General features: G+C 67.1%; 26 protein-coding genes and 1 tRNA gene. 16 read left to right on the top strand and 11 right to left on the bottom strand.

Annotated features, from left to right (window positions below; all coding sequences use genetic code 11):
- The first annotated feature begins 92 nt into the window (after positions 1–92).
- The 12 genes from clpS (at position 93) to NL241_RS25900 (ending at position 8,999) form a co-directional block, all read left to right on the top strand.
- Positions 93–395 (top strand): ATP-dependent Clp protease adapter ClpS, encoded by a 303-nt coding sequence (gene clpS / locus NL241_RS25955; RefSeq protein WP_487696639.1) that lies wholly within the window; start codon positions 93–95, stop codon positions 393–395.
- Positions 396–401: 6 nt separating this feature from the next.
- Positions 402–989 carry an oxidative stress transcriptional regulator AosR gene (aosR, locus tag NL241_RS25950; protein WP_487696638.1) on the top strand — a complete coding sequence of 196 codons (588 nt, stop codon included), beginning with the start codon at positions 402–404 and terminating at the stop codon, positions 987–989.
- Positions 986–2,044, top strand: coding sequence for a P1 family peptidase (locus NL241_RS25945; protein ID WP_494395422.1), 1,059 nt, complete (start codon positions 986–988; stop codon positions 2,042–2,044). Before aosR ends, NL241_RS25945 begins: the two co-directional genes overlap by 4 nt.
- A gap of 3 nt (positions 2,045–2,047) precedes the next feature.
- Complete coding sequence (locus NL241_RS25940; protein ID WP_494395421.1) at positions 2,048–2,461, top strand: M67 family metallopeptidase; 414 nt, start codon at positions 2,048–2,050, stop codon at positions 2,459–2,461.
- A 13-nt stretch (positions 2,462–2,474) separates the two neighbouring features.
- Positions 2,475–2,750, top strand: a complete 276-nt coding sequence (locus tag NL241_RS25935) for a MoaD/ThiS family protein (protein WP_487696635.1) — start codon at positions 2,475–2,477, stop codon at positions 2,748–2,750.
- Entirely contained in the window at positions 2,747–3,727 is a 981-nt protein-coding gene (locus NL241_RS25930) for a cysteine synthase (RefSeq protein ID WP_487696634.1), read from the top strand. Before NL241_RS25935 ends, NL241_RS25930 begins: the two co-directional genes overlap by 4 nt.
- 76 nt (positions 3,728–3,803) lie before the next feature.
- Positions 3,804–4,385 (top strand): rhomboid family intramembrane serine protease, encoded by a 582-nt coding sequence (locus NL241_RS25925; protein WP_494398392.1) that lies wholly within the window; start codon positions 3,804–3,806, stop codon positions 4,383–4,385.
- Positions 4,382–5,203, top strand: coding sequence for a glutamate racemase (murI, locus tag NL241_RS25920; protein ID WP_487696633.1), 822 nt, complete (start codon positions 4,382–4,384; stop codon positions 5,201–5,203). The genes NL241_RS25925 and murI overlap by 4 nt, the downstream gene beginning before the upstream one ends.
- 60 nt (positions 5,204–5,263) lie before the next feature.
- Entirely contained in the window at positions 5,264–6,037 is a 774-nt protein-coding gene (locus NL241_RS25915) for a cyclic nucleotide-degrading phosphodiesterase (RefSeq protein WP_487696632.1), read from the top strand.
- Between the two features lie 98 nt (positions 6,038–6,135).
- Positions 6,136–6,915 (top strand): ribonuclease PH, encoded by a 780-nt coding sequence (rph, locus tag NL241_RS25910; RefSeq protein ID WP_487696631.1) that lies wholly within the window; start codon positions 6,136–6,138, stop codon positions 6,913–6,915.
- Positions 6,916–6,923: 8 nt separating this feature from the next.
- The gene (gene rdgB / locus NL241_RS25905) at positions 6,924–7,535 is read left to right on the top strand and encodes an RdgB/HAM1 family non-canonical purine NTP pyrophosphatase (protein WP_487696630.1); all 612 of its coding nucleotides are present in this window, start codon (positions 6,924–6,926) and stop codon (positions 7,533–7,535) included.
- Positions 7,536–7,559: 24 nt separating this feature from the next.
- Entirely contained in the window at positions 7,560–8,999 is a 1,440-nt protein-coding gene (locus NL241_RS25900; protein WP_494395420.1) for an MFS transporter, read from the top strand.
- Here NL241_RS25900 and NL241_RS25895 read toward each other — a convergent pair.
- The 3 genes from NL241_RS25895 to NL241_RS25885 are packed head-to-tail and all read right to left on the bottom strand — an operon-like array spanning position 8,947 to position 9,912.
- A complete protein-coding gene (locus NL241_RS25895; RefSeq protein ID WP_487696627.1) occupies positions 8,947–9,300 on the bottom strand; it encodes a DUF3817 domain-containing protein in 354 nt (117 codons plus the stop codon). The two genes, NL241_RS25900 and NL241_RS25895, sit on opposite strands and share 53 nt — an antisense overlap.
- Positions 9,297–9,683, bottom strand: coding sequence for a hypothetical protein (locus tag NL241_RS25890; protein ID WP_494395419.1), 387 nt, complete (start codon positions 9,681–9,683; stop codon positions 9,297–9,299). Before NL241_RS25890 ends, NL241_RS25895 begins: the two co-directional genes overlap by 4 nt.
- 37 nt (positions 9,684–9,720) lie before the next feature.
- Positions 9,721–9,912 carry a hypothetical protein gene (locus NL241_RS25885; protein WP_494395418.1) on the bottom strand — a complete coding sequence of 64 codons (192 nt, stop codon included), beginning with the start codon at positions 9,910–9,912 and terminating at the stop codon, positions 9,721–9,723.
- Between the two features lie 609 nt (positions 9,913–10,521).
- Here NL241_RS25885 and NL241_RS25880 point away from each other — a divergent pair.
- A tRNA-Leu gene (locus tag NL241_RS25880) sits at positions 10,522–10,605 on the top strand.
- Positions 10,606–10,631: 26 nt separating this feature from the next.
- Here the strand turns inward: NL241_RS25880 and NL241_RS25875 are convergent.
- From NL241_RS25875 to NL241_RS25850, 6 genes are all read right to left on the bottom strand, one after another.
- On the bottom strand, positions 10,632–11,735 hold the full coding sequence (locus tag NL241_RS25875; RefSeq protein ID WP_487696624.1) for a GGDEF domain-containing protein: 1,104 nt from the start codon (positions 11,733–11,735) through the stop codon (positions 10,632–10,634).
- A gap of 122 nt (positions 11,736–11,857) precedes the next feature.
- Positions 11,858–13,324 (bottom strand): sodium:solute symporter family protein, encoded by a 1,467-nt coding sequence (locus NL241_RS25870; protein WP_494395417.1) that lies wholly within the window; start codon positions 13,322–13,324, stop codon positions 11,858–11,860.
- Between the two features lie 14 nt (positions 13,325–13,338).
- Positions 13,339–14,943, bottom strand: coding sequence for a thiamine pyrophosphate-binding protein (locus NL241_RS25865; protein WP_494395416.1), 1,605 nt, complete (start codon positions 14,941–14,943; stop codon positions 13,339–13,341).
- Positions 14,936–15,895 carry an agmatinase gene (gene speB / locus NL241_RS25860; protein ID WP_487696621.1) on the bottom strand — a complete coding sequence of 320 codons (960 nt, stop codon included), beginning with the start codon at positions 15,893–15,895 and terminating at the stop codon, positions 14,936–14,938. Before speB ends, NL241_RS25865 begins: the two co-directional genes overlap by 8 nt.
- A gap of 12 nt (positions 15,896–15,907) precedes the next feature.
- Positions 15,908–17,476 carry a purine-cytosine permease family protein gene (locus NL241_RS25855; RefSeq protein ID WP_494395415.1) on the bottom strand — a complete coding sequence of 523 codons (1,569 nt, stop codon included), beginning with the start codon at positions 17,474–17,476 and terminating at the stop codon, positions 15,908–15,910.
- On the bottom strand, positions 17,473–17,877 hold the full coding sequence (locus NL241_RS25850; protein WP_494395414.1) for a YybH family protein: 405 nt from the start codon (positions 17,875–17,877) through the stop codon (positions 17,473–17,475). The genes NL241_RS25855 and NL241_RS25850 overlap by 4 nt, the downstream gene beginning before the upstream one ends.
- 243 nt (positions 17,878–18,120) lie before the next feature.
- Between NL241_RS25850 and NL241_RS25845 the strand changes: the two genes are divergently transcribed.
- From NL241_RS25845 to NL241_RS25835, 3 genes are read left to right on the top strand one after another with little or no spacing between them, the layout of a single operon-like run.
- A complete protein-coding gene (locus NL241_RS25845) occupies positions 18,121–19,083 on the top strand; it encodes an Lrp/AsnC family transcriptional regulator (protein ID WP_487696618.1) in 963 nt (320 codons plus the stop codon).
- Entirely contained in the window at positions 19,061–21,067 is a 2,007-nt protein-coding gene (locus NL241_RS25840) for a TRAP transporter permease (RefSeq protein ID WP_494395413.1), read from the top strand. Before NL241_RS25845 ends, NL241_RS25840 begins: the two co-directional genes overlap by 23 nt.
- Complete coding sequence (locus NL241_RS25835) at positions 21,064–22,074, top strand: TAXI family TRAP transporter solute-binding subunit (protein WP_494395412.1); 1,011 nt, start codon at positions 21,064–21,066, stop codon at positions 22,072–22,074. The genes NL241_RS25840 and NL241_RS25835 overlap by 4 nt, the downstream gene beginning before the upstream one ends.
- A 20-nt stretch (positions 22,075–22,094) precedes the next feature.
- On the opposite strand, the gene NL241_RS25830 is transcribed toward NL241_RS25835, so the two are convergent.
- Together NL241_RS25830 and NL241_RS25825 are read right to left on the bottom strand one after the other, a co-directional pair.
- Positions 22,095–23,972, bottom strand: a complete 1,878-nt coding sequence (locus NL241_RS25830) for an HNH endonuclease signature motif containing protein (protein ID WP_494395411.1) — start codon at positions 23,970–23,972, stop codon at positions 22,095–22,097.
- A gap of 197 nt (positions 23,973–24,169) precedes the next feature.
- Positions 24,170–25,975 (bottom strand): sulfatase-like hydrolase/transferase, encoded by a 1,806-nt coding sequence (locus NL241_RS25825; protein WP_494395410.1) that lies wholly within the window; start codon positions 25,973–25,975, stop codon positions 24,170–24,172.
- Between the last annotated feature and the right edge of the window lie 135 nt (positions 25,976–26,110).

Here is a 26,110-nt window from a genome sequence, read left to right as displayed (position 1 = left end):
AACGTCCGGGCGCCGGTTCCCGTTTACGGGTATCACAAGCGTGTCCGTGAGGCCGGTTACCCGCGCCTGCCGCCCTCGGTATCCTCATAGCCATGGCTTCGCCAGCATCGACCAAACCGGGGTCTGTCGGGCAGCGGCATGGCGACACCGTGGATTCGACACAACGGCCCTGGGTGACGATCGTCTGGGATGACCCGGTCAACCTGATGAACTACGTCACCTACATCCTGCAGAAGCTGTTCGGGTACTCCGAACCCAAAGCCACCGAGTTGATGCTGCAGGTGCACAACGAGGGCAAGGCGGTGGTGTCGTCGGGCACGCGGGAATCCATGGAGGTCGACGTCTCGAAGCTGCACGCCGCCGGGCTGTGGGCCACCATGCAGCAGGACCGCTGACGGACGGTGCGCAAATGGAAGCGAGTGGACACCGCTGACGGTCCCCGGTTTCGGTCCGCCCTCGACCCGCATGAAGCCGCGTTGCTGCAGAACATGGTGACCTCGCTGGTGGGCATGCTCGACGAGCGGGAATCGTCGTCGCCCAGCGACGAACTCGAACAGATCACCGGGATGCGCACCGGACACACCGCAGCCCCCGAGGACGCCACGCTGGGACGTCTGCTGCCGGACTTCTTCCGTCCGCAGAACGACCACCCGGCCGGCTCGGCGGCCGCCGAGAGTTTGAACAGCGCGCTGCGCAGCCTGCATGAACCCGACATCATCGACGCGAAACGTCAAGCAGCGCAACGTTTGTTGGACACCTGCCCGCAGGGTGGCGGTCGCTTCGAGCTCTCCGAGGACGACGCGTTCGCGTGGGTGGCCTCGGTGAACGACGTCCGGCTGGCGCTGGGCACCATGCTCGACATCGGTCCGGGCGGGCCCGACTCGTTGCCGCCGGGTCATCCGATGGCCGGGCACCTGGACGTCTATCAATGGCTGACCGTGCTGCAGGAGTATCTGGTGCTGAGCCTGATGGGCAAGAGCACGCGATGACGGGGTCGATCACCGACGTCGCCGGCATCCTGGTGGGCAACCACCACAGACTCGATCCCGACGCCACGCTCGGATCCGGCTGGGCCGTCGGCACCACCGTGATCGTCACCCCACCCGGCACGGTCGGGGCCGTCGATGTGCGCGGCGGGGCTCCCGGCAGCCGGGAGACCGACCTCCTGGAACCGGCGAACAGTGTGCGCTACGTGGACGCTGTGTTGCTCACCGGTGGCAGCGCGTACGGGCTGGCCGCTGCCGATGGCGTGATGCACTGGCTCGAGGAGCAGGGCCGCGGTGTCGCCATGGACGGCGGTGTGGTGCCGATCGTGCCCGGGGCGGTGATCTTCGATCTGCCGGTGGGGGGCTGGCGGTGCCGTCCCACCGCTGAATTCGGCTATGCCGCCGCGGCGGCCGCCGGGATCGATTTCGAACTGGGCACCGCCGGCGCCGGCGTCGGAGCCCGCGCCGGGGTTCTCAAAGGCGGTCTGGGAACCGCATCGGTGACGCTGCCGGGACTCGGCGTGACGGTCGGCGCCGTCGTTGCCGTCAACGCGGCGGGCAACGTCGTCGACCCCGAGACCGGGCTGCCCTGGATGGCGCATCTGATCAAGGCGTTCGGCCTGGTGACACCACCGGCTGAGCAGGTGGCCGCGCTCGCCGACCTCGACCGCGAGAAGGGGTCGCTCAACACCACCATCGCGGTGGTGGCCACCGACGCGGCATTGAGCCCGGCGGCCTGTCAGCGCATGGCCGTCGCCGCCCACGACGGTCTGGCGCACAGCATCCGCCCGGCTCACACACCCATCGACGGTGACACGGTGTTCGCGCTGGCCACCGGTGCCATCGAGGTGCCGCCAGACCCGGCCACCCCGGCTTCCATGTCACCGGAGACCAAATTGGTGGCCGCCATCGGCGCCGCCGCGGCCGACTGTCTGGCTGTGGCCGTGCTCACTGGGGTGCTGGCCGCTGAGCCCATCGCCGGAATACCGACCTACCGTGGCATGTTGCCCGGAGCGTTCGGTATCGGGGCGACGGGGAATGTTCACGAGGGAGTTTGAGAGTTGTTGACGATCCGTGCCGACCTGGTCGACGCGATGGTGGCGCACGCTCGCGCCGATCATCCCGACGAAGCGTGCGGTGTCCTGGCGGGCCCCGAAGGGTCCGACCGGCCGGAGCGGCACGTACCGATGGTGAACGCGGAGCGTTCGCCGACGTTCTACCGATTCGATTCCGGGGAACAGCTCAAAGTGTGGCGCGCCATGGACGATGCGGACGAGGTCCCGGTCGTCATCTACCACTCCCACACGGCCACCGAGGCATATCCGAGCCGCACCGACATCTCGTATGCCTCCGAGCCCGACGCCCACTACGTGCTGGTGTCCACCCGGGACCCTGAAAAGCACGAGCTGCGCAGCTACCGGATCCTCGACGGGGTGGTCACCGAGGAACCCGTCAACATCGTCAGTCAGTACTAGGAAGGCCCAACCCATGTCTGTTTCCGTGTCGATCCCCACGATCCTGCGCACCCACACCGGCGGTGAGAAGCGCGTCACCGCCGACGGTGCCACCCTGCAGGCCGTGATCAGCGACCTCGAGGCCAACTACTCCGGGATCTCCGAGCGCCTGGTGGACAACGGCAAGCTGCACCGGTTCGTCAACATCTACGTCAATGACGAGGACGTGCGCTTCTCGGGCGGACTGGACACCGCGATCTCCGACGGCGACTCGGTCACCATCTTGCCCGCTGTCGCTGGTGGGGCATGAGATACAACTCGCTTCTCGAGTCCGTCGGTGACACCCCGATCGTCGGGCTGCAGCGGCTGTCGCCGCGGTGGGACGATTCGGACCCGGCAACTGGGGGAGGCCCGCACGTGCGGTTGTGGGCCAAGCTCGAAGACCGCAACCCCACCGGGTCCATCAAGGACCGGCCCGCGCTGCGGATGATCGAACAGGCCGAACGGGACGGTCTGGTCAAACCTGGTGACACCATCCTGGAACCCACCAGCGGCAACACCGGGATCTCGTTGGCCATGGCCGCCCGTCTCAAGGGTTACCACCTGATCTGCGTCATGCCGGAGAACACCTCCATCGAGCGGCGTCAGATCTTGGAGCTCTACGGAGCGCAGATCATCTTCAGCCCCGCCGAGGGCGGCTCCAACACTGCCGTCGCCACCGCCAAGAAGCTTGCTGCCGAACATCCGGACTGGGTGATGCTCTACCAGTACGGCAACCCGGCGAACGCCGACGCGCACTATTACGGCACCGGCCCGGAGATCGTGGCCGACCTGCCCGAGATCACCCACTTCGTCGCGGGCCTGGGCACCACCGGGACGTTGATGGGCACCGGCCGTTACCTGCGCGAGCACGTCCCAGGCGTGCAGATCGTGGCGGCCGAGCCCCGGTACGGCGAAGGGGTGTACGCACTGCGCAACATCGACGAGGGCTTCGTGCCGGAGCTCTATGACCCCGAGGTGTTGACCACCCGGTATTCGGTGGGCGCGTTCGAAGCGGTCAAACGGACCCGGGAGTTGGTGCAGGTCGAAGGGATCTTCGCCGGAATCTCCACCGGAGCGATCCTGCACGCCGCGCTCGGTATGGGCGCCAAGGCGCTCAAAGCGGGGGAGCGCGCCGACATCCTGTTCACGGTGTGCGATGCCGGCTGGAAGTATCTGTCGACCGGGGCGTACGCCGGTAGCCTGGACGAAGCCGAAGACGCTTTGGAAGGGCAGCTATGGGCTTGATCTTCGCAACGGTGTCCATGTGAACCAGCCACTCGGATACACCCAGCAACCACAACCGAAGAAACGCCCACCCTGGATGGTGGGCGGCGCGACGGTCATCTCGTTCGTCGTGCTGCTCTACGTCATCGAGCTGTGGGATCAGCTGTCGGGACACACCCTGGACCGCAACGGGATTCGGCCGCTGGAGACCGACGGCCTCAAAGGCATCATCTTCGCCCCGCTGTTGCACGCCGACTGGCAGCATCTGGTGGCCAACACCGCGCCGGCCCTGGTGCTCGGTTTCCTGGTGTCGTTGGCCGGGATGTCGCGCTTCGTCTGGGCCACCGCCATCATCTGGATCCTGGGTGGGGTGGGCACCTGGCTGATCGGTGACCTGGGGTCGGCCTACGAGACCAACCACATCGGCGCCTCCGGGCTGATCTTCGGCTGGCTGACCTTCCTGTTGGTGTTCGGCTTCTTCGTCCGCAGTGCCGTGCAGATCACCATCGGCATCGTGGTGCTGTTCGTCTACGGCGGCATCCTGTGGGGTGTGCTGCCCGGGACGTTCGGAGTGTCCTGGCAAGGCCATCTGTGCGGTGCCGTCGCGGGCGTCATCGCGGCGTACCTGCTGTCCAAGCCGGAACGGGAATCACGACAGAACAAGCGTCTGACGCGGTGAGCGACCCGTCCTCGCCGGTCGGGGTGTTCGACTCGGGCGTCGGTGGATTGACCGTCGCGCGGTCGATCATCGACCAGTTGCCCGACGAGAACATGATCTACGTCGGTGACACCGGTAACGGGCCGTACGGCCCGCTGTCCATCGCGCAGATCCGGGCCCACGCCCTGGCCATCATGGACGACCTCGTCGACCGCGGGGTCAAGGCGTTGGTGATCGCCTGCAACTCAGCGTCGTCGGCGTGTCTTCGGGATGCCCGCGAGCGTTACGACGTCCCCGTCATCGAGGTCATCCTGCCCGCGGTGCGGCGGGCGGTCGCCACCACCCGCACGGGGCGCATCGGCGTCATCGGTACCCAGGCCACCATCACCTCGCACGCCTACCAGGATGCGTTCGCCGCGGCGCGCGACACCGAGATCACCGCGGTGGCCTGCCCCCGGTTCGTCGATTTCGTCGAACGCGGAGTCACCAGCGGGCGGCAGGTGCTCGGGCTCGCCGAGGGTTACCTCGAGCCGCTGCAGCGCGCCGATGTCGACACCTTGGTGCTGGGATGCACGCACTATCCCTTGCTGTCCGGCCTCATCCAGTTGGCGATGGGTGACCACGTGACCTTGGTGTCCAGTGCCGAGGAGACGGCCAAGGACCTGCTGCGGGTGCTGACCGAACAGGATCTGCTGCGCCCTCACGAGGAGGGCCCGGCGGCGCTCAAATTCGAGGCCACCGGCGATCCTGACGCGTTCACCGGATTGGCCGCGCGTTTTCTCGGACCAGCGGTCACCGGCGTTGCTCCAGTGCAACGGCACGCGGCCACCCGAGGCTGATTTTCTGCGAATCCAATGCGGTGATGTTTTCATCGGGGTGATACCGGGCATGGCAAGCTAGTGACCGTGCGAATCACCGTGCTCGGCTGCTCCGGCAGTGTGGTGGGCCCTGATTCGCCCGCGTCCGGGTACTTGCTCAACGCCCCTGACACCCCGCCCCTGGTGATCGATTTCGGCGGCGGCGTGCTCGGCGCCCTGCAGCGGTACGCCGATCCGGGCGAGGTGAACATCCTGCTGTCGCATCTGCACGCGGACCATTGCCTTGATCTACCCGGCCTCTTCGTCTGGCGGCGGTATCACCCGAACCCGCCGGTGGGGCGCAAGTTGATGTACGGCCCGAGTGACACCTGGTCGCGGCTGGGCGGCGCATCGTCGCCGGAGGGCACCGAGGTCGACGATTTCAGCGACATCTTCGACGTGCATCAGTGGGTCGACGGGCAGTCGGTGGAGTTCGGCGCGCTGACGGTGCAGCCGCGGCTGGTGTCACACCCCACCGAGTCCTACGGCATGCGGTTCACCCACTCGTCCGGTGCGGTGCTGGTCTACAGCGGCGACACCGGGATCTGTGATTCGGTGATCGAGCTGGCCCGCGACGCCGATGTGTTTCTGTGCGAAGCATCGTGGACCCACGCGCCCGATCGGCCCGAGGCCGTCCATCTGTCGGGCACCGAGGCCGGTCAGATCGCGACGAAGGCCAACGTGTCGGAACTGTTGCTGACCCACATCCCGCCGTGGACGTCGCGCGAGGACGTCATCAGTGAAGCCAAGGCGGAGTTCGACGGCCCGGTGCGGGCCGTGGTGTGCGGCGAGACGTTCGACGTCCGAGTCGCCTGATCCTTGGGTCCGGGCGCACCGGCTCGACCATTTTGTAGCGGTGCCCGCTCTCCCCGGCTCCTTCGTCGCCGCCTCGGCGACACCGATAGGGTTGCCTGATGTCGAGTCGCGAAGACGGCCGCCGTGACGACGAGTTGCGGCCCGTGGTCCTCACCCGTGGATTCACCTCGCACCCCGCCGGTTCGGTGTTGGTCGAGTTCGGCGAGACCCGGGTCATGTGCACTGCCAGCGTCACCGAAGGTGTGCCCCGGTGGCGCAAGGGGTCGGGGCTGGGTTGGCTGACCGCCGAGTACGCCATGCTGCCTGCGGCCACGCACACCCGCTCCGACCGTGAGTCGGTCAAGGGCCGGGTCGGCGGTCGCACGCAGGAGATCAGCCGGTTGGTCGGCCGGTCGCTGCGAGCCTGTATCGACCTGCGGTCGCTGGGGGAGAACACCATCGCCATCGACTGCGATGTGCTGCAGGCCGACGGTGGTACCCGCACCGCGGCCATCACCGGGGCCTACGTCGCGTTGGCCGATGCCGTCACCTACCTGGGCGCGGCGGGCAAGCTGTCGGATCCCCGGCCGCTGTCGTGCGCCATCGCGGCGGTGAGCGTCGGCGTGGTCGACGGCCGGGTGCGCGTCGACCTGCCCTACACCGAGGACTCGCGCGCGGAGGTCGACATGAACGTCGTCGCCACCGACACCGGCACGCTCGTCGAGGTTCAGGGCACCGGCGAAGGCGCGACGTTCCCGCGCTCCACCCTGGACAAGCTGCTCGACGCCGCGCTGGGTGCATGCGACCAGCTGTTCGCCATCCAGTCGAAGGCCCTCGAGCTGCCGTACCCGGGTGAGCTTCCGGAGGGGCCGGCCCCCAAGAAGGCGTTCGGAAGCTGACGCAGCGGATGTCTCGGATCCTGGTTGCCTCGCGAAACGCCAAGAAGCTGGCCGAACTACAGCGCATTCTCGACGGCGCGGGTATCACCGGCATCGAGCTGGTGTCGCTCGCCGATGTCCCGCCGTATGACGAAGCTCCGGAGACCGGCGCGACCTTCGAGGAGAACGCGCTGGCCAAAGCGCGTGACGGTTTCGCTGCCACCGGATTGCCGTGTGTGGCCGACGATTCCGGGATCTCCGTGGATGCGCTGAACGGTATGCCCGGGGTGCTGTCGGCGCGCTGGTCGGGCCGGCACGGCGACGATCCCGCCAACACGGCTCTGCTGTTGGGTCAGCTGGCCGACGTGCCTGCCGACCGCCGTGGTGCGGCGTTCGTGTCGGCCTGCGCTCTGGTGTGGCAAGACGGCGAAACCGTGGTGCGCGGTGAGTGGCCGGGAACCGTGGCCCACGCGCCGCGCGGGGACGGCGGGTTCGGGTACGACCCGGTGTTCGTGCCCGTGGGTTCGGATCGTTCGGCGGCAGAGCTGACGCCGGCGGAGAAGGACGCCGCGTCACATCGTGGCCGCGCCTTGGTGCAGCTGCTGCCGGTCCTGGCGGACCTGGCCCAAAAGAATCGATAGCCTATCTAAGGTAGAGTCCGGGTGATGCCCCGGTCTTCGCATCCCGGCGTTCTGATCGCCGCGCTCTGTCTGGCCGGTATCGGCGTTTCGTTGATGCAGACCCTGATGATTCCCGTCATTCCGGAACTGCCCCGCCTGCTCGACACCAGTGCCGACAATGCGAGCTGGGCCATCACCGCCACCTTGTTGGTGGCCGCGGTCGCGACACCGATGTTCGGGCGCCTCGGCGACATGTACGGCCCACAACGGGTTCTCGTGGTGTGTGCGGTGCTACTGACGTGTGGTGCCCTGGTCGCGGCGACGTCCACGTCGCTGTTGCCGCTGATCATCGGTCGCGGACTGCAGGGCTTCGGCATGCCGATCATCCCGCTGGGCATCAGTGTGCTCAGGGCGAGTGTGCCCGCCGATCGGGTCGGCTCGGCGATGGGCATGATGAGCTCGTCGCTCGGAGTCGGTGGCGCACTTGGTCTTCCGCTGGGAGCCGTGATTGCCGAGAACCTGAACTGGCATGCGCTGTTCTGGTTCGCCACCGGACTCGGTGTGGTCTGTGTCGTGGTGTTCCTGACGATGGTCCCGCATGTCCCGGCGACTGCCCGCGACCGCTTCGATCCGCTCGGGGCGCTGCTGCTGGCGGCCGGGCTGGTGTGCTTGTTGCTGCCGATCTCCAAGGGGGGCGCGTGGGGGTGGACAAGCCCCACGACGGTGTCGCTGTTCGGTGCCTCCGCGGTGATCCTCGCGCTGTTCGGCCTGTGGCAACTGCGTTTTCCGTCACCGATCGTCGATCTCCGCACCACCGCGCGGCTGCCTGTTCTGACCACGAACATCGCCTCGGTCGGCGTCGGTGTCTCGCTCTACGGCATCTCGCTGGTGGCGCCGCAGATCCTCGAGCTGCCTCGCGAAACCGGGTACGGCCTCGGTCAATCCGTCCTGCACGCCGGGCTGTGGATGGCCCCCGGTGGCCTGGCGATGATGTTCGCCTCCAACATCGCGGCCCGGGTGGCGGCCAGACGTGGCCCGAAGTTCACGCTGGTGCTCGGTTGCCTGATCGTCGCCGCCGGCTACCTCACCGGATTCGTGCTCGTCACCAGCGCGCCCGGGGTCATGGTGATGAACATCGTGGTGAGCGTCGGCGTCGGCTTCGCCTTCTCCTCGCTGCCCGCGCTGATCAATGCCGCGGTGCCCGTGTCGGAAACCGCGGCAGCCAACGGGATCAACTCGCTGGCGCGGGCGTTGGGAACGTCACTGTCCAGCGCGGTGATCGGAGCGATCCTCGGCGGTATGACGATGGCCTACTCCGGGCGGGAGATCCCGACGGAGAACGCCCTGCACTTCGCGCTCGGGTTCGTCACCTGCGCCGCCGTCGTCGCCGCGCTACTGGCGCTGCTGATCCCGAAAGCGGCGGCGCCGGATCTCAGAGATCGAAGCGCGCCTTCAGTGCCTTCGTCTGTTTCTGCTCGACGATGATGCCGAGGAGCGGGATGGTGCCGGCCAGCAGGATGCCCACCGTCTTGCCCAGCGGCCACCGCACCTTCACCGCCAGGTTGGCCGCGAACAACAGGTAGATGAAGTAGGCCCAGCCGTGCACGATCGCGATCCAGTTCCACCGTTCATCGCCGAAGCCGTACTTCATCACCATCTCGAAGCACAGGGCGATCAGCCACAGACCCGTCACCCAGGCCAGCACCCGGTATCCCGTCAGCGCCTTGCGGATCTGATCGACAGGAGCCGTCACGATCGGGGCGTCGGGGGTGTTGGGAGCGGTCATGCGGTGGTCCTGTCCTGTTTCTCGTTGTCACCCTTGGCCAGCTCGGCCAGGTAAGCGTTGTACTCGCGGAGGGCGGGGTCGTCGGAGTCCTTGTCGGCCTCGGCCGACTTGGGACGCTCCGGCAGCAGACCCTCGGGAATCTCGGTCAAGTCGGTGCTCGACTTCCGCTCGGGCGGCGCCGCCTCCAGCACCACGAACTTGCGGTAGGCGTACACGCAGAACCCGGCGAAGAACGGCCACTGCAGCGCGTAGCCCAGGTTCTGGAAAGTGCCCGATGCCGACTCGTAGCGGGTCCACTGCCACCAGCCCAGAGCAAGGCAGCCGCAGGCAGCGACGATGACGAGCGCTATCAGCGCCCATCTCCGACGCTGTGTAGTGGGCATGCTTAGACGGTACCGCGATCGCCATTGCCACTGGTAATCAGCATTTCGGTCCGATGAACTCGTCGAGCCGCGCGGTGTCGGCTTTGCGGTACACGGCGATGGTGTGCCAGCTGTTCTGCGTCCAATGGATGCCCAGCAGGTCGAGGGTCCAGCGGAACAGGCCGCGGATGTCTTCGGAGTGATTGGTGAAGTGGTAGCGGATGCTGGCCACCCCGCGGTCGTTGGCCACCACGAGGCAGCCATCGCTTTCAATGAGGCCGCGGACAAAACTGTTCGGGTTCCTGTGTGATCAGGTCCTCTTGCCACGGTTCGAGCTTGATTGGGCGGAGGTGCTTCTTACCCGGGCCATGCTGAGGTAGAAGGCATGGCCAATGCGCCGAGTAGAGATTGACCTCGACCCAGTTCCCGGCACAGGCCTGGACTGCCGCTCGTTGTCCTCGCATCACCGCGTCGATCGCGTCGCGGCACCGCTGGATGATGGCTGGGTACTTCGCGTCGAGTGCGATGCGCAGTTTCCAGACCTGTCGAGCCCGCGAGATGCATCCATCACCGAGGTACATGGCCAGGAGGTAGGCGTAGGGAGCCGCGGGCAATCCGGAGAAATCGTGATCGCAGATACCTGAATCCATCCATCGTCGGCGGATACCTCGCTCTTGCCTCCAGTCGCGGATAGTGGGCCGTGGAATACCGGTTGCGCGCGAAATCGCGCAGTCATTCATGCCGGCGGCAATGAGCCTGTGCAACGGCTTCGTATTCGTCGTGTGACCGCATGACTCAACGTATTCGCGGGCACCGACAAGTTCTCCGCCATAGAAAGGCGGTACGATCACACCCGCTTGCGGGCGTGGCGGAATTGGCAGACGCCATGGCTTTAGGTGCCATTGTCCGGAAGGACGTGGGGGTTCGAGTCCCCCCGCCCGCACTCACAAGGGGAGCAGTTGTCCGCGGCTAGCTCACCGAATCCTCGGCACAGTGGTGTGCCACTTGGTTCCCGCCATTGCGTTTCGCGCGGTACATCGCGGCATCGGCGTCGGCGGTGAGACGGGCGATCAGCGCCTGGTGGCTGGCGTCGTCGTTGTGGTCCAGCGGAGCGCTCGCCGTGCCGACACTGGCGGTGATCTTGACGGGCAGCGCGGCGATGGCATCGCAGATCCGTTGTGCCAGCCGGTCGGGTTCGCGGTGCGCCGACACGTGCGCGATCAGGAACTCCTCGCCGCCGCTGCGGGCAAGCACGTCGGCCTTGGCGGTGCTGGCGCGTAACGCGTGCGCCACTCGCACCAGCGCGCGGTCACCCGCCAGATGCCCGTGTGTGTCGTTCAGCGCTTTGAAACTGTCCAGATCGACCATGACCACGGTCAGGCAGACATCCGCGGCGTCGCGGGCCACTACCAGCCCGAGGGTCTTGTGTTCGAACGATCGGCGGTTGAACAACCCGGTCAGTGGATCGCGGTCCGAGTGCAGTAGATCCACGCCCAACGCGTTCACCAGCGCCCGGATGGCCAGCGGCATGGCGATGTTGATCTGCAGCACCAACAACAGATCCACCACCCCCAGCACCGGATGGCCCGACAGCGCCAGTCGCAGAGCCAGAGCCGACCCCACGGTCGCCGCGACCGCGAAGTTGTAGAGCACCACCCGGGTGGAGTGGAAGAAGGCGAAGTAGGCGCCGATCACGGCGAACGCATTACAGCCGATCAGGGCAGCGATCGGCTGGGGGTGCGCCAGGCAGGCCAGGGCGATGGCCAGACTGGACGTCAGACCGAACAGCATCGACTGCCGTTCGGTGGGCCAGCGCCAGATCCACAGCAGCGCCGACGCCAGGCCACCCGCGATCGCGAGCCAGGTCATGGCGACGGGCACGGTTCCGCGGGCCCCGTCGGGGCTCAGCAGCAGGGCCACCAGACACAGCGCCATCGAGCCGGCGATGCTGCCCATCATGATGCGCGCGGCTCCGCTCATACCGCGGGCGTGCAGGTAGCCGCTGAGCCAGTCGTAATGATCGGGGCGCTGCTGCCACCGACCGGGCTGCCACCACCGGTTCGACCACCGCATCGTCACTCCCTGGGCCAGCTACCGAACTCACAGCAGCAAAGAACCCGAGAGTACCAAGCAAAGACAGCGATGCAGGTCGGAAGCCTTTGCAGGGCAAGCTGGCTACGGGTGTGGCCAGCCGGCTACCGAGTGGCCGGCTGCGTGGCGTCGCGGCCCGCCAGCCGGTCTTCCCAGATCTGCAGTACCTGGGCATCGGTGCGGGGGCTGGTGAGACTGCCGACCACGTAGGCGATCAGGCTGGCGGCCAGGCCGTAGTAGATGGGCTCGTTGGCCAGCACGTCACCCACCACCACCATGGTGGTCAGGGTGACGACCGTGCCCGCGGCCATCGACCACAGCGCGCCGGCGCCGGTAGCGCGTTTCCACAGGAACCCGCCGAGAATCGCCACCAGCAGACCGCCGACCAGGATGTCGTAGGCGATGGTCAGCGCTGCCACCACGTCGTTGAGCAGTGCCGCGATGACGATCACGGCGACGCCGAGCACCACGACGTACAGCCGGTCCGAATGCACGTCCCGTTCGGCGTCGGGGGATTCGTCGACGGTGCGGCCCACCAGCCGGGCCAGCAGTGGCTTGACGTCGGTGCGTGCGACGGTGGCGGTGGCGATCAGCGCGCCGGACGCGGTGGACATCATGGCGGCGACGGCCGCGGCCAGCACCAGACCGCTGATGCCGACCGGCAGGATGGTCTCGGCGATCTGGGCGTACACATCGTCGCTGACCTCGATGTCGGTCAGGAATGTCGACGCGGCTGCGCCGATCAGGGCACCGGCGACGCCGTAGAACAGGCAGTAGATGGCGGCGGCGGTGCCACCCCATTTCGCGACGGCCGGGGTGCGGGCGGTGAAGACGCGCTGCCAGATGTCCTGCCCGATCAGCATGCCGAAGCTGTAGACGACAAAGAACGTGATGATGGTCTGGGTGCCGATGGCACCGAAATCGAAGATGGAGTCGCTGGCGCGTTCCCGGATGCCGTCCAGGCCGCCGGCTTCATTCCACGTGAACGGCAGCAGCAGGCAGAAGATGCCGATGGTCTTGAGCATGAACTGCACCATGTCGGTCAGCGTGATCGACCACATGCCACCGATCGACGAGTAGAGCATCACGACGGCCCCACCGATGATGACGGATACGGTCCGGTTGGTGCCGAACAGCACGTTGAACACCGTCGCATAGGCGATCGTCGAGGTCACCGACAGCATGAGCGTGTAGGCCACCATCACCAGCCCGGAGGCGGCGGTGGCATCCACCCCGTAGCGCAATCGCAGCATCTGGGCGACGGTGTAGACGCGCAGCCGCTGGATGGGCCCGGCGAAGAACAGGCTCAGCAGCAACAGGCCCACGGCGATGGCGACCACCAGCCACATGCCCGAGATGCCGTACTCGTAGCCCAGACCGACGCCGCCCACCGTCGACGCACCGCCGAGTACGACGGCCGCCATGGTGCCGGTGTACAGCGCGGGCCCGAGCCGGCGGCCGGCGACCAGGAAGTCGGCCGAGTCCTTGGTTCTGGTCTTGCCCCAGAAGCCGAACGCCAACATGGCGATCAGATAGACGACAATGATGGCGATGTCGATGGGCTTTCCCATGGGATCTCCTGTGGTCAGGTGGCTGCGAACATGCGCAGCGTTGTCGGTAGGACCACGAGGGCGGGTCCAGGGCGGGTGAACGTCTCGGCGATGGCATCGCCGACGGTATCCGGGGTGGAGACTGTGGCGGGAACGCCGAAACTGCTTGCGAGCGCGGCGAAATCGGGGCGTGCCAGTTCGGTGGCGGTGGCCTGGCCGAAGGCTTCGGTCATGTACTCCCGCAGGATGCCGTAGCCGCCGTCGTCGACAATCAGCCAGGTGACATCGGCGTTGTGTTGGCGGGCGGTGGCCAGTTCGGCGATCGAGTACATGGCGCCGCCATCGCCGGATACGGCGAATGTGCGTGTGCCCGAGCCGATTGCCGCCCCCAGAGCGGCGGGGTAGGCGAAGCCGAGCCCACCTGCACCCTGCGCGGAATGGAAGCCACCGTCGCGCGGGTCCCACGCCGACCACGCCCAGTAGCCGGCGATCGTCATGTCCCAGAAGGTGTGGACATGCGACGGTACGGCCGCACGAAGATCGCGCATCAGGTTCAGCTCGAGGTCGAGATCCTGCTCGGAAAGTCTGTGCTGCACCGATTTCCGAAGTTCTGAGGCGACGACGGCGCCGCGTCCGCCGTCTCGCGGGGTGACAGCCTTTCCGATGGCCTGCAGTGCGGCGGCTGCGTCGGCGTGAATGCCCAACCCCGGGTGGTTGGATTCCAGCACCCGCGACTCGGCGTCGATGTGGATGATCCGGCCCCGCGGCGTGAACGTGAAGTAGTTACTGGTGACCTCGCCGAAGGAGGTGCCCACCGCCAGCAGAACGTCGGCGTTTTCCAGCAGTTCGGTGGTGTGGCGGTCCTCGATCCAGGAGGCCGCCGACAGCGGGTGATCGAACGGCATCGCGCCCTTGCCGCCCACGGTGGAAATCACAGGTGCGTCAAGGGTTTCCGCCAACGACACAAGTGCCGGCGGTCCGCCAGGGGAACGACGTACCCCGCCGCCGGCCAGGATGACGGGGCGCGCGGCGCTGTTCAGCAGCGCCGCCGCTTCGTCGACGAGCTCGGTGCGCGCCGGGCGCTCGGCGATGTGTGTCACCACCGACGTCACCGGCGGCACGTGGGTGGCTTCCAGCAGTACGTCCTGCGGGATCTCCACCCATGTCGGTCCGGCCGGCGCGGACTGCGCGAGCGCCCACGCGTCGGCCAGCAGGCTGGGGATCTGCGCGGCCTCGCGCACCACCGCCGTGCTCTTGGTGACGTTGAGCGCGCTGCGCTGCTGGTCGTCGAGTTGGTGCAGCATGCCTTTGCGCTGCCCGAGCCCGGCACGTGGGACCTGGCTGGTGATCACCAGCAGTGGCACGCCGGTGGCGTAGGCCTCCTGCACTGCGCCCAGTGCCGTCAGCGCGCCCGGGCCGGTGGACAGGAACAGCACACCCACCTCGCCGGTGGCCCGGGTGTAGCCGTCGGCTTCGAACGCGGAGTTGTTCTCCACCCGCGAGCTCACGAACTTCAGGCGGCTGCGCCGGATCGCGTCGAACAGTCCGAGCGCATGCTGACCTGGAATGCCGAACACATGCGAAACCCCGAGAGCAGCAAGTGTTTCCACAACAACGTCGCCACCGTTGCGCTCAGCCACCGGAGTTCTCCTCGTGGCGTAACGCCAGCAGCGACACCAGGTCGTAGGCGACGTGTGACGCGGCCACACCGGTGAGTTGGGCGTGATCGTAGGCGGGGGAGACCTCCACGACGTCGGCTCCGATGACATTCAGCCCGCGGAACCCGCGCAGTATCTCCAGCAGCTCACGGCTGGTGATGCCGCCGGCTTCGGGGGTGCCGGTGCCGGGGGCGTGGGCGGGATCGAGGACATCGATGTCGATGGACAGGTAGACCGGCCGGTTGCCCAGCCGCTGGCGCAGCTTGTCGACGACCTCCCGGACACCTTGGTAGTACACGTCGGACGAGGTGACGATGCCGAAGCCGAACCGGCGGTCGTCCTCGAGGTCCTTCTTCCCGTACAACGGACCCCGGATTCCCACATGGCTCAGCGCTTCGGTGTCGAGGATGCCTTCCTCGACGGCGCGGCGGAACGGGGTGCCGTGGGTGTATTCGGCGCCGAAATAGGTGTCCCAGGTGTCGAGGTGGGCGTCGAAGTGCACGAGCGCGACGGGGCCGTGCCGGTGGGCGGCCGCGCGCAACAGCGGCAGCGCGATGGTGTGATCGCCACCGATCGTCACCAGGCTGGCGCCACCTGCGGTCAGTTCGAGTGCGGCGGCCTCGACCGTCTCGATGGCCTCGTGGATGTTGAACGGATTCGCCGCGATATCGCCGGCGTCGGCCACCTGTGCGATGTCGAACGGCGACACGTCCAGTGCGGGGTTGTAGGGCCGGATGAGCCGCGACGATTCCCGGACGTGGCTGGGGCCGAAGCGCGCGCCGGGACGGTAGGACACCCCCGAGTCGAACGGCACCCCGGCGATCACGACGTCAGCAGAGGGCACCTGATCCAGCCGAGGCAGACGGGCGAACGAGGCGATACCGGCGAAGCGCGGGTTCTTCGAGGCGTCGACGGGACCGATGGGGCTGTTCATGAACCAATCTTTCTACGCAGGAACGGAATCAGGTTTGTCGATGGAAGTGATGGGGTGGTTGGCGGGAGCGCCGGTGGGTACCACCCGCGGACCGTCGGGGCCGAAGGCGTCGCGCGGTTCGGGGAAAGCGAACAGCAGCGCCGGGTACAGGACGGCGGCAATGCCCAAGCCCACCGGGATGCTGAGATCGATTCCGGCTGCCAGGTTTCCGAACGGGCCGACGAACTGGCCCGGCAGGTTGACAAAGCAGATGCTCATGGCCGCGGCGGCCAGCCACGCGCCGAGGCCACGCCAGTTCCAGCCGTGGCGAAACCAGTACCGACCGCCTCGCTGACGGCGGTTGAACACCTGCAGTGCGTCGGAGTCGTACCATCCGCGGCGGACGAACCAGCCGATCATCATGACCACCATCCACGGTGCGGTGCAGGTGACGATCAGGACGGCGAACGTCGAGATGCTTTGCACCACATTGAAAGCGAAGCGACCCACGAAGATGAACCCGATCGCCAGCACCCCGATGAACACCGTTGCCTGGACCCGACTGAAACGGGGGAAGACACTGGAGAAGTCCAGGCCGGTGCCATAGAGCGCGGTGGTACCGGTGGACATGCCGCCGATGAGGGCGATGAGGCAGACCGGAATGAAGTACCACCCCGGGGACACTGCGAGCAGACCACCGATGTAATTGCCCTCGTCGAGGTATTCGGTGGCGTTGGTGGCCACGACGGTGGCGGTGACCAACCCGAACAGGAAGGGGACCAGCGTCGCGATCTGGGCCAGGAACGCCGCCGTCATCGACTTCCAGGCCGGGGTGTCGCGGGGGATATAGCGGGCCCAGTCGCCCAGGAAGGCGCCGAACGACACGGGGTTGGACATCACGATCAGCGCCGCGCCGACAAACGACGGCCAGTACAGCGCGTTGGTGTCGGGATCGGCATCAGGCCCGAAAATGCCGGCGTAGCCGGGATCGAATGTGTCTGCAAAGGCGAAGATGCCGAGGACGAACAGCAGGGTGGCGGCGATGACGGCCACCTTGTTCACCAGCAGCATGAATCGGAAGCCGTAGATGCAGACCGTCAACACCAGCAGCGCGAAGATCCCGTAGGCCACGGCCACCGCAAGATCGTTCTGGGCGCCGCTCTCGTCTGAACCGATGGCTCGGGTCGCTCCGCCCACCAGCACATCGCCGGAGGTCCATACCGAGATCGAGAAGAACGCGACGGCGGTCAGCAGGGACAGGAACGAGCCGATGACACGGCCGTGCACACCGAGGTGCGCTGAGGAAGACACCGCGTTGTTGGTGCCGTTGCGGGGCCCGAAAAGCGCCATCGGGGCGAGGATCAGTGCGCCGAGCACCAGGCCGGCCAGCGTCGCCAGCAGCGCATCGCGGAAGGACAGCCCGAAGATGATGGGGAAGCTGCCGAGTACCACGGTGGCGATCGTGTTGGCACCGCCGAACGTCAACCGGAACAGATCGAGCGGCCCTGCGGTGCGTTCGGCGTCGGGAATGGGCTCGACGCCGTGGGTCTCGACCTGGGTCACCTTGGGCGGTGTTCCCTCGGGTGGGATTGTCGCGTTCACGCTGTTGTCTTTCCTGCCGGCGCGGGGCTCAGGTGTTCGTGGACGGCCAGTAGGCGGTCGCCGTCGCGGATGTAGACGATCGTCTCGCGCTCGCGGGTGGCGCTGAGCTGTCCGTCGATCGAGGTGACGGTCTCTACGGTGTGGGTGAGCACGGCGGTGTCCCCGAGAAGCTGGACCAGGCGGTCGCTGCTGACGCACGACTCAACCCGCCAACCGCTGTCGAGCCAGGACGCCCACAGCGCTTCGTAGCTGGCCCGGTCGTCGAGGCGGGCGTCCTCGGGGTGGAACACGAACGTCGCGGCGGGAGAGAAACCGGCGAAGTAGGCCGAGGTGTCGGTGGCGGCGAACGCCGCGACCAGCGACTCGGTAGCTGTGAGCACCTGCTCGGTGGTCAGGGCCATCTTGTTCCGATCAGTCAGAAGATCTGGGTGATGAACATCGGGGTGATGTGGTGCGGGTCACTGTAAAGCCGCGTTGGACGTGTCGCAAGCAGTTCGATCGTTACGCGGGTGTTTCTGATCAGGATCTGACGGCATTAGGTAGATGATGCGTACAACGATGCTCCAGAGGGGTTATCTGGCGCACGATATGGTGTTGACGGCCGTCGCAAAAATCTTCGGGCGAGTTTGGGTGGGAGGGCGGATATGGACGAAATCGACGAGGCGATCGTGGCTCTGCTCGAGGTGGACGGCCGCCTCACCAACGGCGAGATCGCCCGCGCCGTGGGATTGTCCCGGTCGGCAGCGGCGGCTCGGGTGCAACGGCTGATCGCGAGCGGGCAGGTGATCATCCGGGGGGCGGTTCATCCGGCAGTTCTCGGCCGTGGCGCCCTGGCGCACGTGGGCCTGGCGCTGAACGGGCCTGCCGCGGCCGTCGCGCAGCTCATCAGCCAGCGGCCCGACGTGCCGTTCCTGTCCTTGACCAGCGGTCCGCACGGTATCGTCGCCGAACTCAGAGCGGCGTCGCTTCGCGACATCGACTGCAGCATCAACGAACTGCGCGCACTGGACGGCGTTGTCGGTGTCGACACCCTGACTTACGTCGAGGTGGTCCGCGACGTGATCGGACCGGTAGGTGACGTGCGCACCGAGATCGACGACGTGGACCGGGTTCTGCTGCGGGCATTGCAGGACGACGGCCGCGCTTCCTTCGTCGACCTGGCTGCGGTGGTGGGTTTGTCGGCCGCGGGTGCGCGCCGGCGCGTGTTGAGGTTGATGGACTCGCAGGTGGTACGCGTCGGCGCGGTGGTACGGCACTCGGGCCGGGACCGGCAGAGCGCCATGGGCCTCGGGGTGCGTCTGGCCGGTGACCATGATGATGTGGTGGCCGCCATCGCGGCCATGCCGTCGGCCATCTTCGTCGCCCGCACGTTGGGTCGTTACGACATCCTGGTCACGGTCCGAGCCTTCTCCAACACCCAACTTGTCGAGGCGCTGGACGCGGTGCGCGCTCTGCCCGGCGTCCTCGCCGTCGACAGCTGGGCTCACCTGGAAGTGGTGAAGGAAAGCTACGCCGCCGGATTCGAGGGACCGGAACTCGGGAATTCGCCACGCGCCGGCGCTGGGCGGCTTAACGTTTCGTTCGATGCAGAGGGCAGCTCCGAGTGAGCCACGCAGCGCCGATCAGCCGGCCCTGCCGCAGGTTGATGACCAGGAGCGCCCGGGGCGCGAACTCGGGGGCAGGGTCGACGGATTCGTCGCGATCGTCGCCTTCGCAGTTGCGGTGCTCACCATCTGGCAGGTGTTCCGCCCGCTGCCGCAGGGCAGCCAGTTCTATCTGATCGTCTTCCTGGCCGGCACGCTACCGCTGATCTTCCTGGTGTACCGGTCCGGTTGGCGGCGCCTGGATCCGGCCGACCGGCCGGGTGCCGTCGACTGGCTGCTGGCGGCGGTCACACTGGTGGTCTGCCTGTATCCGGTGCTGCCGATGACGATCGGTTCCGGCGGTGGCGGCTACAACGCCTTCCTGGACCGCCAGGGGCTGCTCGAGCCGACCGACGTGGTGATGGGCGCTCTGCTGCTGGTGCTGATCCTCGAAGCCTGTCGGCGCACGACGGGGTGGGCGTTGCCCGTCGTCGCGGGTGCGTTCCTGGCGTACGGGTATTACGGCGGGCTGCTTCCGCAGAGCTGGACCATCGCCCACGTGGGTCTGGATTTCAACCAGATCGTCGATGCCCTGTACAACTCAGGCAGTGGGTTCTTCGGCACGCCGCTGGACGTCGCCGCCACCTACATCGTGTTGTTCACCATCTACGGCGCGGTGCTCGAACTGTCAGGCGGCGCAAGGTTCTTCGTCGCGCTGTCGGTGGCGGCCTTCCGCAGGTCCCGCAGCGCAGCGGGCCGCACCACCGTGGCCTCCGGCTTCCTGCTCGGCACCGTGTCGGGTTCGGGCACCGCAACAGCCGTCACCGTGGGCGCGGTCACCTGGCCGATCATGCGGCAGTCGGGATACACCCCGGAACGGGCCGGCGGTGTCCTGGCTGCCGCCGGTGTGGGCGCACTGCTGTCGCCGCCGACGTTGGGCGCGGCGGCCTTCATCGTCGCGGAGTATCTGGAGGTCTCGTACCTGGTGGTGCTCGGCTGGGCCACCATTCCGACCATCCTCTACTACCTGGGCATCCTGCTCGCGGTCGAGATCGATGCCCGCCGTTTCGGTATGCGCAATACCGAGATCGAGGCAGAGTCCGCGTGGAAGCTGCTGGCCAGGTTCGGTTATCACTTCTCCTCGTTGATCGCCATCGTGGTGCTGCTGGCTGTCGGAGTCTCGGCAACCCGCGCCGTCGTGTACGCCACCGCACTGGCTTTTGTGCTGTCCTTCCTCGACCGTCGCGGTCGACTGACACCGCGGCGGCTGTTCGTGGCGCTCAGCTCGGGAGTGCGGGGGGTGCTGCCCGTGGTCGCGGTGTGTGCGGCGGCCGGTGTCATCACCGCGATGACCACGAAAACTGGCCTGGGCGCGCAATTCTCGTCGCTTCTGGTGGGCGGTGTCAGTGCGCTCACCGACAACCGGACGCTCATGCTGGCGTTGACGGCGGTATTCGCCGCTATCGCGCTGGCGTTGCTGGGGCTGGCCGTTCCGGTGACGGCGTCGTTCGTCATCGGCTGGGTGATCATCGGGCCCGCGTTGCTGGCTCTCGACGTGCCTGCCCCGGCTGCGGCCATGTTCGTCTTCTACTACTCGGTGTTGTCCGAGGTGACCCCTCCGACTGCCCTTGCAGCCGTGGGTGCTTCCGCGGTCACCGGCGGTCGGGCGTTCCCGACGATGTGGCAGGCGTTGCGGTATGCCGCGCCCGCGTTCCTGGTTCCCATCGCCTTCGTGCTGACCGATCCGGGTGAATACCTGCTGGGCCGGGGGCCGATCCTCGGCGTGGTGTGGGCGCTGGCCGCCGCCTGTGTGGGCATCGTGGCGTTGTCCTTCGCCGCCGGCGGCTGGGTGCTCGGCGTCGGGTCGGCAGGGGTGATTCCGCGCATCCTGGCCGCTGCGGCGGCTCTTCTGCTGCTGTTTCTGCAGCCGGTCACCATCGTGGCCGGTCTGGCGTGCCTGCTGATCGCGGTCGCGCTCACTTTCATCGACCGAAGGAGATCGACGTGAGAAGTGCTGCAACAGTTTTCGCGCTGCTAGCGCTGGCCGGTGCGGCCGTCACCGGCTGCGGTGGTCGCCAGGACGCCCCGACGGCCGACTCCGGGGGCGAGGTCACCTGCGAGGTCAGCGGCGACACCAGGGTCAGCATCGCAACCGGTAATGCCACCGGCGTGTACTTCTCACTGGGCAACGCGTTCGCCGAGCAGGTCTCGGACGCCACCGCGGGCAAGGTGAAAGCCACCGCCGCTGAGACCGGAGCGTCGGTGCAGAACATCCAGCAGCTGGTCAGCGGCACCTATCAGGTGGCGTTCTCGCTGGCCGACACCGCTGCCGACGCGGTGGAGGGTGAAGGTAGCTTCGACGGCAAAGAGCAACCGGTGCAGGCGCTTTCCCGCATCTACCCCAACTACACGCAGGTGATCGTGCGCAACGACGCCGGCATCTCGACCATCGCGGACATGCGCGGCAAGCGGGTGTCGACGGGGTCGCCCGGCTCCGGCACCGAGGTGATCGCGAACCGTCTGCTGGAGGCGGCCGGCTTGAATCCCAGCGCCGACGTCTCCGCCCAGCGGCTGGATCTCACCAAGACCGTCGACGGTATGAAGGACGGTTCGATCGATGCCCTGTTCTGGTCGGGCGGTCTGCCCACCCCGGGTATCACCGACCTGTTCACCTCGGCGCGCAATGACGTCACGTTCCTCGACATCACGCCGGAGCTGCCCAAGATGCAGGAAATCAGCCAGGTGTACGAGGAAGGGGTGATCCCGGCTGCGACCTATGGGCTGCCCGCTGACGCCAAGACCATCGTGGTGCCGAACCTGCTGTTGGTCCGCGACGACCTGGACGCCAACGTGGCGTGCGTGCTGACCAAAACGCTGTTCGAGCGTCAACCGCAGCTCGCCGAGGTGGTGGGTGCGGCCAAGGGAATCGAGCTCGACAACGCGCGCAACACCGATCCCGTCCCGCTGAACCGGGGTGCCGAGACCGCACTCGATCAGCTCGGCGGGGCCTCCTAGTTTCTGCCTCGCTCCTCCAATCAGAAGGGCGGTGGGTCGTTGGGGTCGGCGTTTTGGGTGTGGTCTTCGAAGAAGAGGCGGTAGCCCCAGTTGTCTTTGGGGGTGGCCGCGCGGTGGGTGGGGGTGCCACCGCTGGCGCGGTGGGCAGCGTTGAGTGCGCGCTCTGCGGCGATGCGGTAGGCGCGGTCTTTGGCTTTACTGCGTTTTCGTTTCGGCATCTTCACCGACTTGTCGGCGGCCGCTTCTTGTCTCGGGCTGCCCCGCTGCACCGGCGCCGAGCTGGTGTTCACACTCGGGAACAGGATGCGGCTCAGCGGGATGCTGGTGTAGGTGTGGCCGGTGGGGGTGGTGAAGAGGACGGTGCCGTCGGGTTGTTGGACTTCGGACCAGCCGTCGCGGAAGGTTTTGATCAGGTGGTGATGGCGGCAGTGGCCCTTGAGGTTGGAGGCATGGGTGGGCCCGCCCTCGCCCCAGGGGATGGTGTGGTCGAGGTCGGCGTCGCGGATGGGGCGGTCGCAACCCGGAACCCGGCAGGTCAGGTCACGGGCTTGCACGAATTCGCGATCCGCGGCGCGGACGCGGTAGCTCTCGGTCGGGTCGACCGCCGGGGTCTTGATGTGGCGGACTTCGGCACCGGCGGCGATCAGGGCCGCGATCAACGCATTCGGCACCACCCCGTAGCCGGGGATGAACCCCGGCGCAGGGCCCGTCTTGGGAGCTGGTGTGGCAGAGATGATTTCGTCAGCCGCTGGCGCTTCTGGGGCCGCGGGCTCTGACCCGGGCTCCTCGGCTGCCGGTAGCTCGGCTTCTCGGTCGGTAGGAGCCGGGCAGTGCCGCGGAGCCGACGACGGCGGCTCCTGGTCCTGGTCCTGGCCCGGGTCCGGGTGCACCGGTTGCCCGTGCGGTGTCGCGGGATCGTCGCCGGCGCTGGGCTCGGCTGCGTCAGCCTGCTCGGGCTTGCTGACAGCAGGCTTGGTGTCCTTGGTGGGGTATGTGATGGTGACGTTGGTGGGGCCGGTGGGGAACACGCCTTCGCCGTGGATCAGCGGATCGGGGTCACCCTCCAGCGCAGGGGCGTCGGCGTAGATGTGCACCACGAACCGCGAGGCCACCCCGTCCTCGGCGGCCGCGGGGCAGATCTCGGAGCCGCACAGGCATTTCAGGTGATCGGCATCAGCGCCGAGGGCTTCGGCGGCGTCGGCGAGCCGCTGGTCCAGCGTGCGGGGATCATTGGGGCACACCGCTTTGGCCATGGTGCGCAGTTTGCCCATCAGCAGGGCGCCGCCGGGTTTGGTCAACCGCATCGTGAGGGTGGTGATGCCGGCCTTGTCGTCGGTGTGCTCCACGGTGACTCCACGCCCGCGCACGGTGTTACGGACCCGCCGCACCGCATCCGGGTCGAAGCGTTCGACCCACACATCGACGGCGTTCTTCAACTTGTAGTACGACAGCCCGCTCCACCCGCACGTGGTGGCGGCCTCGACGCACGCGGAATCGATGTTGGCCAGAGCCTGGTCGTCGACCACCAGTAGGGTGCGTTCCACCACGGTGGCCATCACCCGCGCGGAGATTTCCCCACGGTGGAACAGGGCGGCGAGTTGGGGGAAGCGGTCTCGCATCGCGGCGCCGACTTGTAGATCGTTGAACGCCCAGCGCGCCGAGATGCCGAAGGCGATCCCCATCTGGGCCACCACGTCGTCTTCGTCATCCACGGCACCCAGGCAGGTGTCCTCATCGGCATCAGCGAGCCACCGCGCGGCCCACTCCGCCAACAACGCCAACCGCTGTGCTTCCGCGGCGGCGGCCACCCGAGCCCAGCTCACCGCGGCATCGACGACCGGGGCGGCATCACTGCCACCTCGCAACTCGTCGATCATCGTCGGTAACTGGGGGAACATGCCCCGACCATACCGACCACCACCGACAAAAAACCTTCGCGAAAAGGTAAGCAGCAGAACCCTTTTACTGTCGCTCAATTGTCGCTCCCAGGCGGGCACGCCCGCACTACAACCCCGCGACCACCGCCCAGCTCCCCTCAGCATCACCGAATCCACAACTACCTCCGAGTCGCTGAAAAGTCGCTCAAAGGCGGGCACTAGGTGAATCGCTCCCAGAGTTGACGCAACAGACTCTTGGCCTCGGGTGCCTGCCGAGCCGCATACGGCCACGGTTGATTGCGTTCCGGCACCGACGCCGCGCGGGACTGCTTCAGCCGCGTGCGCAGGTACGTGCGTAGCTCGAGCAGGCAGGGATCGGTCCAGCGGTTCACACTCTCGATCGGGTCGGCGGTGAGGTCGTAGAGTTCCCACTGATCGTCGAGCGGATCGGTGCGGTAGGCCGGCCCGCCCATCCCGGTGGCGGCCAGGTGCCGTACGCCCGGTTCGGTCCAGGTGGCGGGGTCGTCGAAACACCGCACCAGTTTCCACAGGTGTCCGGCGGCCCCGGGTGCCGCGGCATCGTCGACGCGTACCACCAGGCCCTCGAAGTTCGCGGCGACGTGCGCAGGCAGCTTGATACGCAGTGGCGCAGGCGGATTGGAGGTGATGCCGAGCTGGCGCGCACTCGCGGAAGCGCCGGTGTCGCCCTCGAGGACGTTGTCCCGGGTCATGAGGTAGATCGCGCGGTCCTCGTCGGCTGCAGCGCCGTGCACCACCGGCATCAGATCGCGACCAGGAAGGGGATGGACCTCGGAGAATGATTCGGCCAACTCCGACGCCACCGCACCAACGTCCACGCCGGCCGCGGCCAACAACGTCGGCACCAGGTCCACGTGTGATGTCGGCGCTGACACGGTGCGCGGTTGCGTCGCCTGCTCGCCGATCCGCGCGATGACGAATGGCACGCGGGTGGCCTCGTCGTAGAGGTTGAACCACTTCTGGTGGAGGCCACCGTGCGCCCCCAGCAGGTCGCCGTGGTCGGAAGTACGCACCAGCACGGCATTTTCGGACCCGCCCTCGGTGACGGCGCGGCGCACCCGGTCAAGTGGACCGTCGACTTCGGCGTGCAGGCGGTAGTAGAGATCCCGGTAGCGCTGCGCCTTCTTCCGGTAGGTCCGGCTGATTGCGGCAGCCGGGCCGTATCCGGAGTAGTAGGACTCACGGAAGGCGATCTGCGCTGCGGGTTTGGTCGACAGATCTTCGTTCGCGGTGGGTGGTGCCGGAACCGGGGGCGGATCAAGCGGTGAAGCCACCACCGGGCTGCGTCGCGTCCACGCCGGAAACAGCACGATGTCGTGGGGATTGACGAAACTGGCCACCAGCAGGAAGGGGCGCAGGGCAGGTTCGTCGCCCGCGCGTCTGCGCTCGTAACGGTCGTTCAGCCACGCGACGATGCGGTCGGCGAACAGGCCGTCGCGGCGAAACCCGCTGTTGGACAGGGCAGCACCATGCGGCTCGGGTCCCACCCAGCCGGAGAACCCGTACGGCGCCAGTGGGTCGGCATCGAGGTAGCGCTGTACGGCGGCGGGGTCGATCACGCCGGCGTCGTCGTTGGTGGCCAGCGGCCGGCCGGTGTCGGGATCGGTGAGATCGGCGTGGGAGATGTGCCACTTTCCGTCGTAGTGGGTGTCGTATCCGGCTGCGCGGAACCAGTTCCCAAGGGTTGGCACTTCACCGGCGCGCAGCCAGCGCAGCCGCGAGTCGTCGTAACGCTTGCCGATGCCGTCGGTCTGGGTGACACCGTGGAGGTCGGGGTACTGCCCGGTGAAGATGGTCGGACGACTCGGCACACACGCCAACGATCCGGTGTAGTGCCGGGTGAACGAAACCCCGTGATCGTCGAACCACTTTCGTCCCGTCAGCACGCGGTCGCGCCAGGACCGCACCTCGTCGGATTCGTAGGGTGGGATGGCGCGTTCCTCATCGGTCATGATGATCACGATGTCGGGACGGTCAGGCGACATAGGTGTCCTTCCACTGTGCTGCGAGCCCGGCGAGAAGCTTGCCGGACTGTTGGGCCGAGACGGTGGTGGTGAGCGTCACCGTGGTCAAATCCGAGGCATGCGCTCGACAGTGGTTGCCCATCCGCTGAGCGCTCC

The organism is Mycolicibacterium sp. SMGY-1XX (assembly GCF_059132455.1).
Note: the sequence above shows the minus strand (reverse complement) of the source record. Positions and strands in the feature narration are given on the sequence as shown.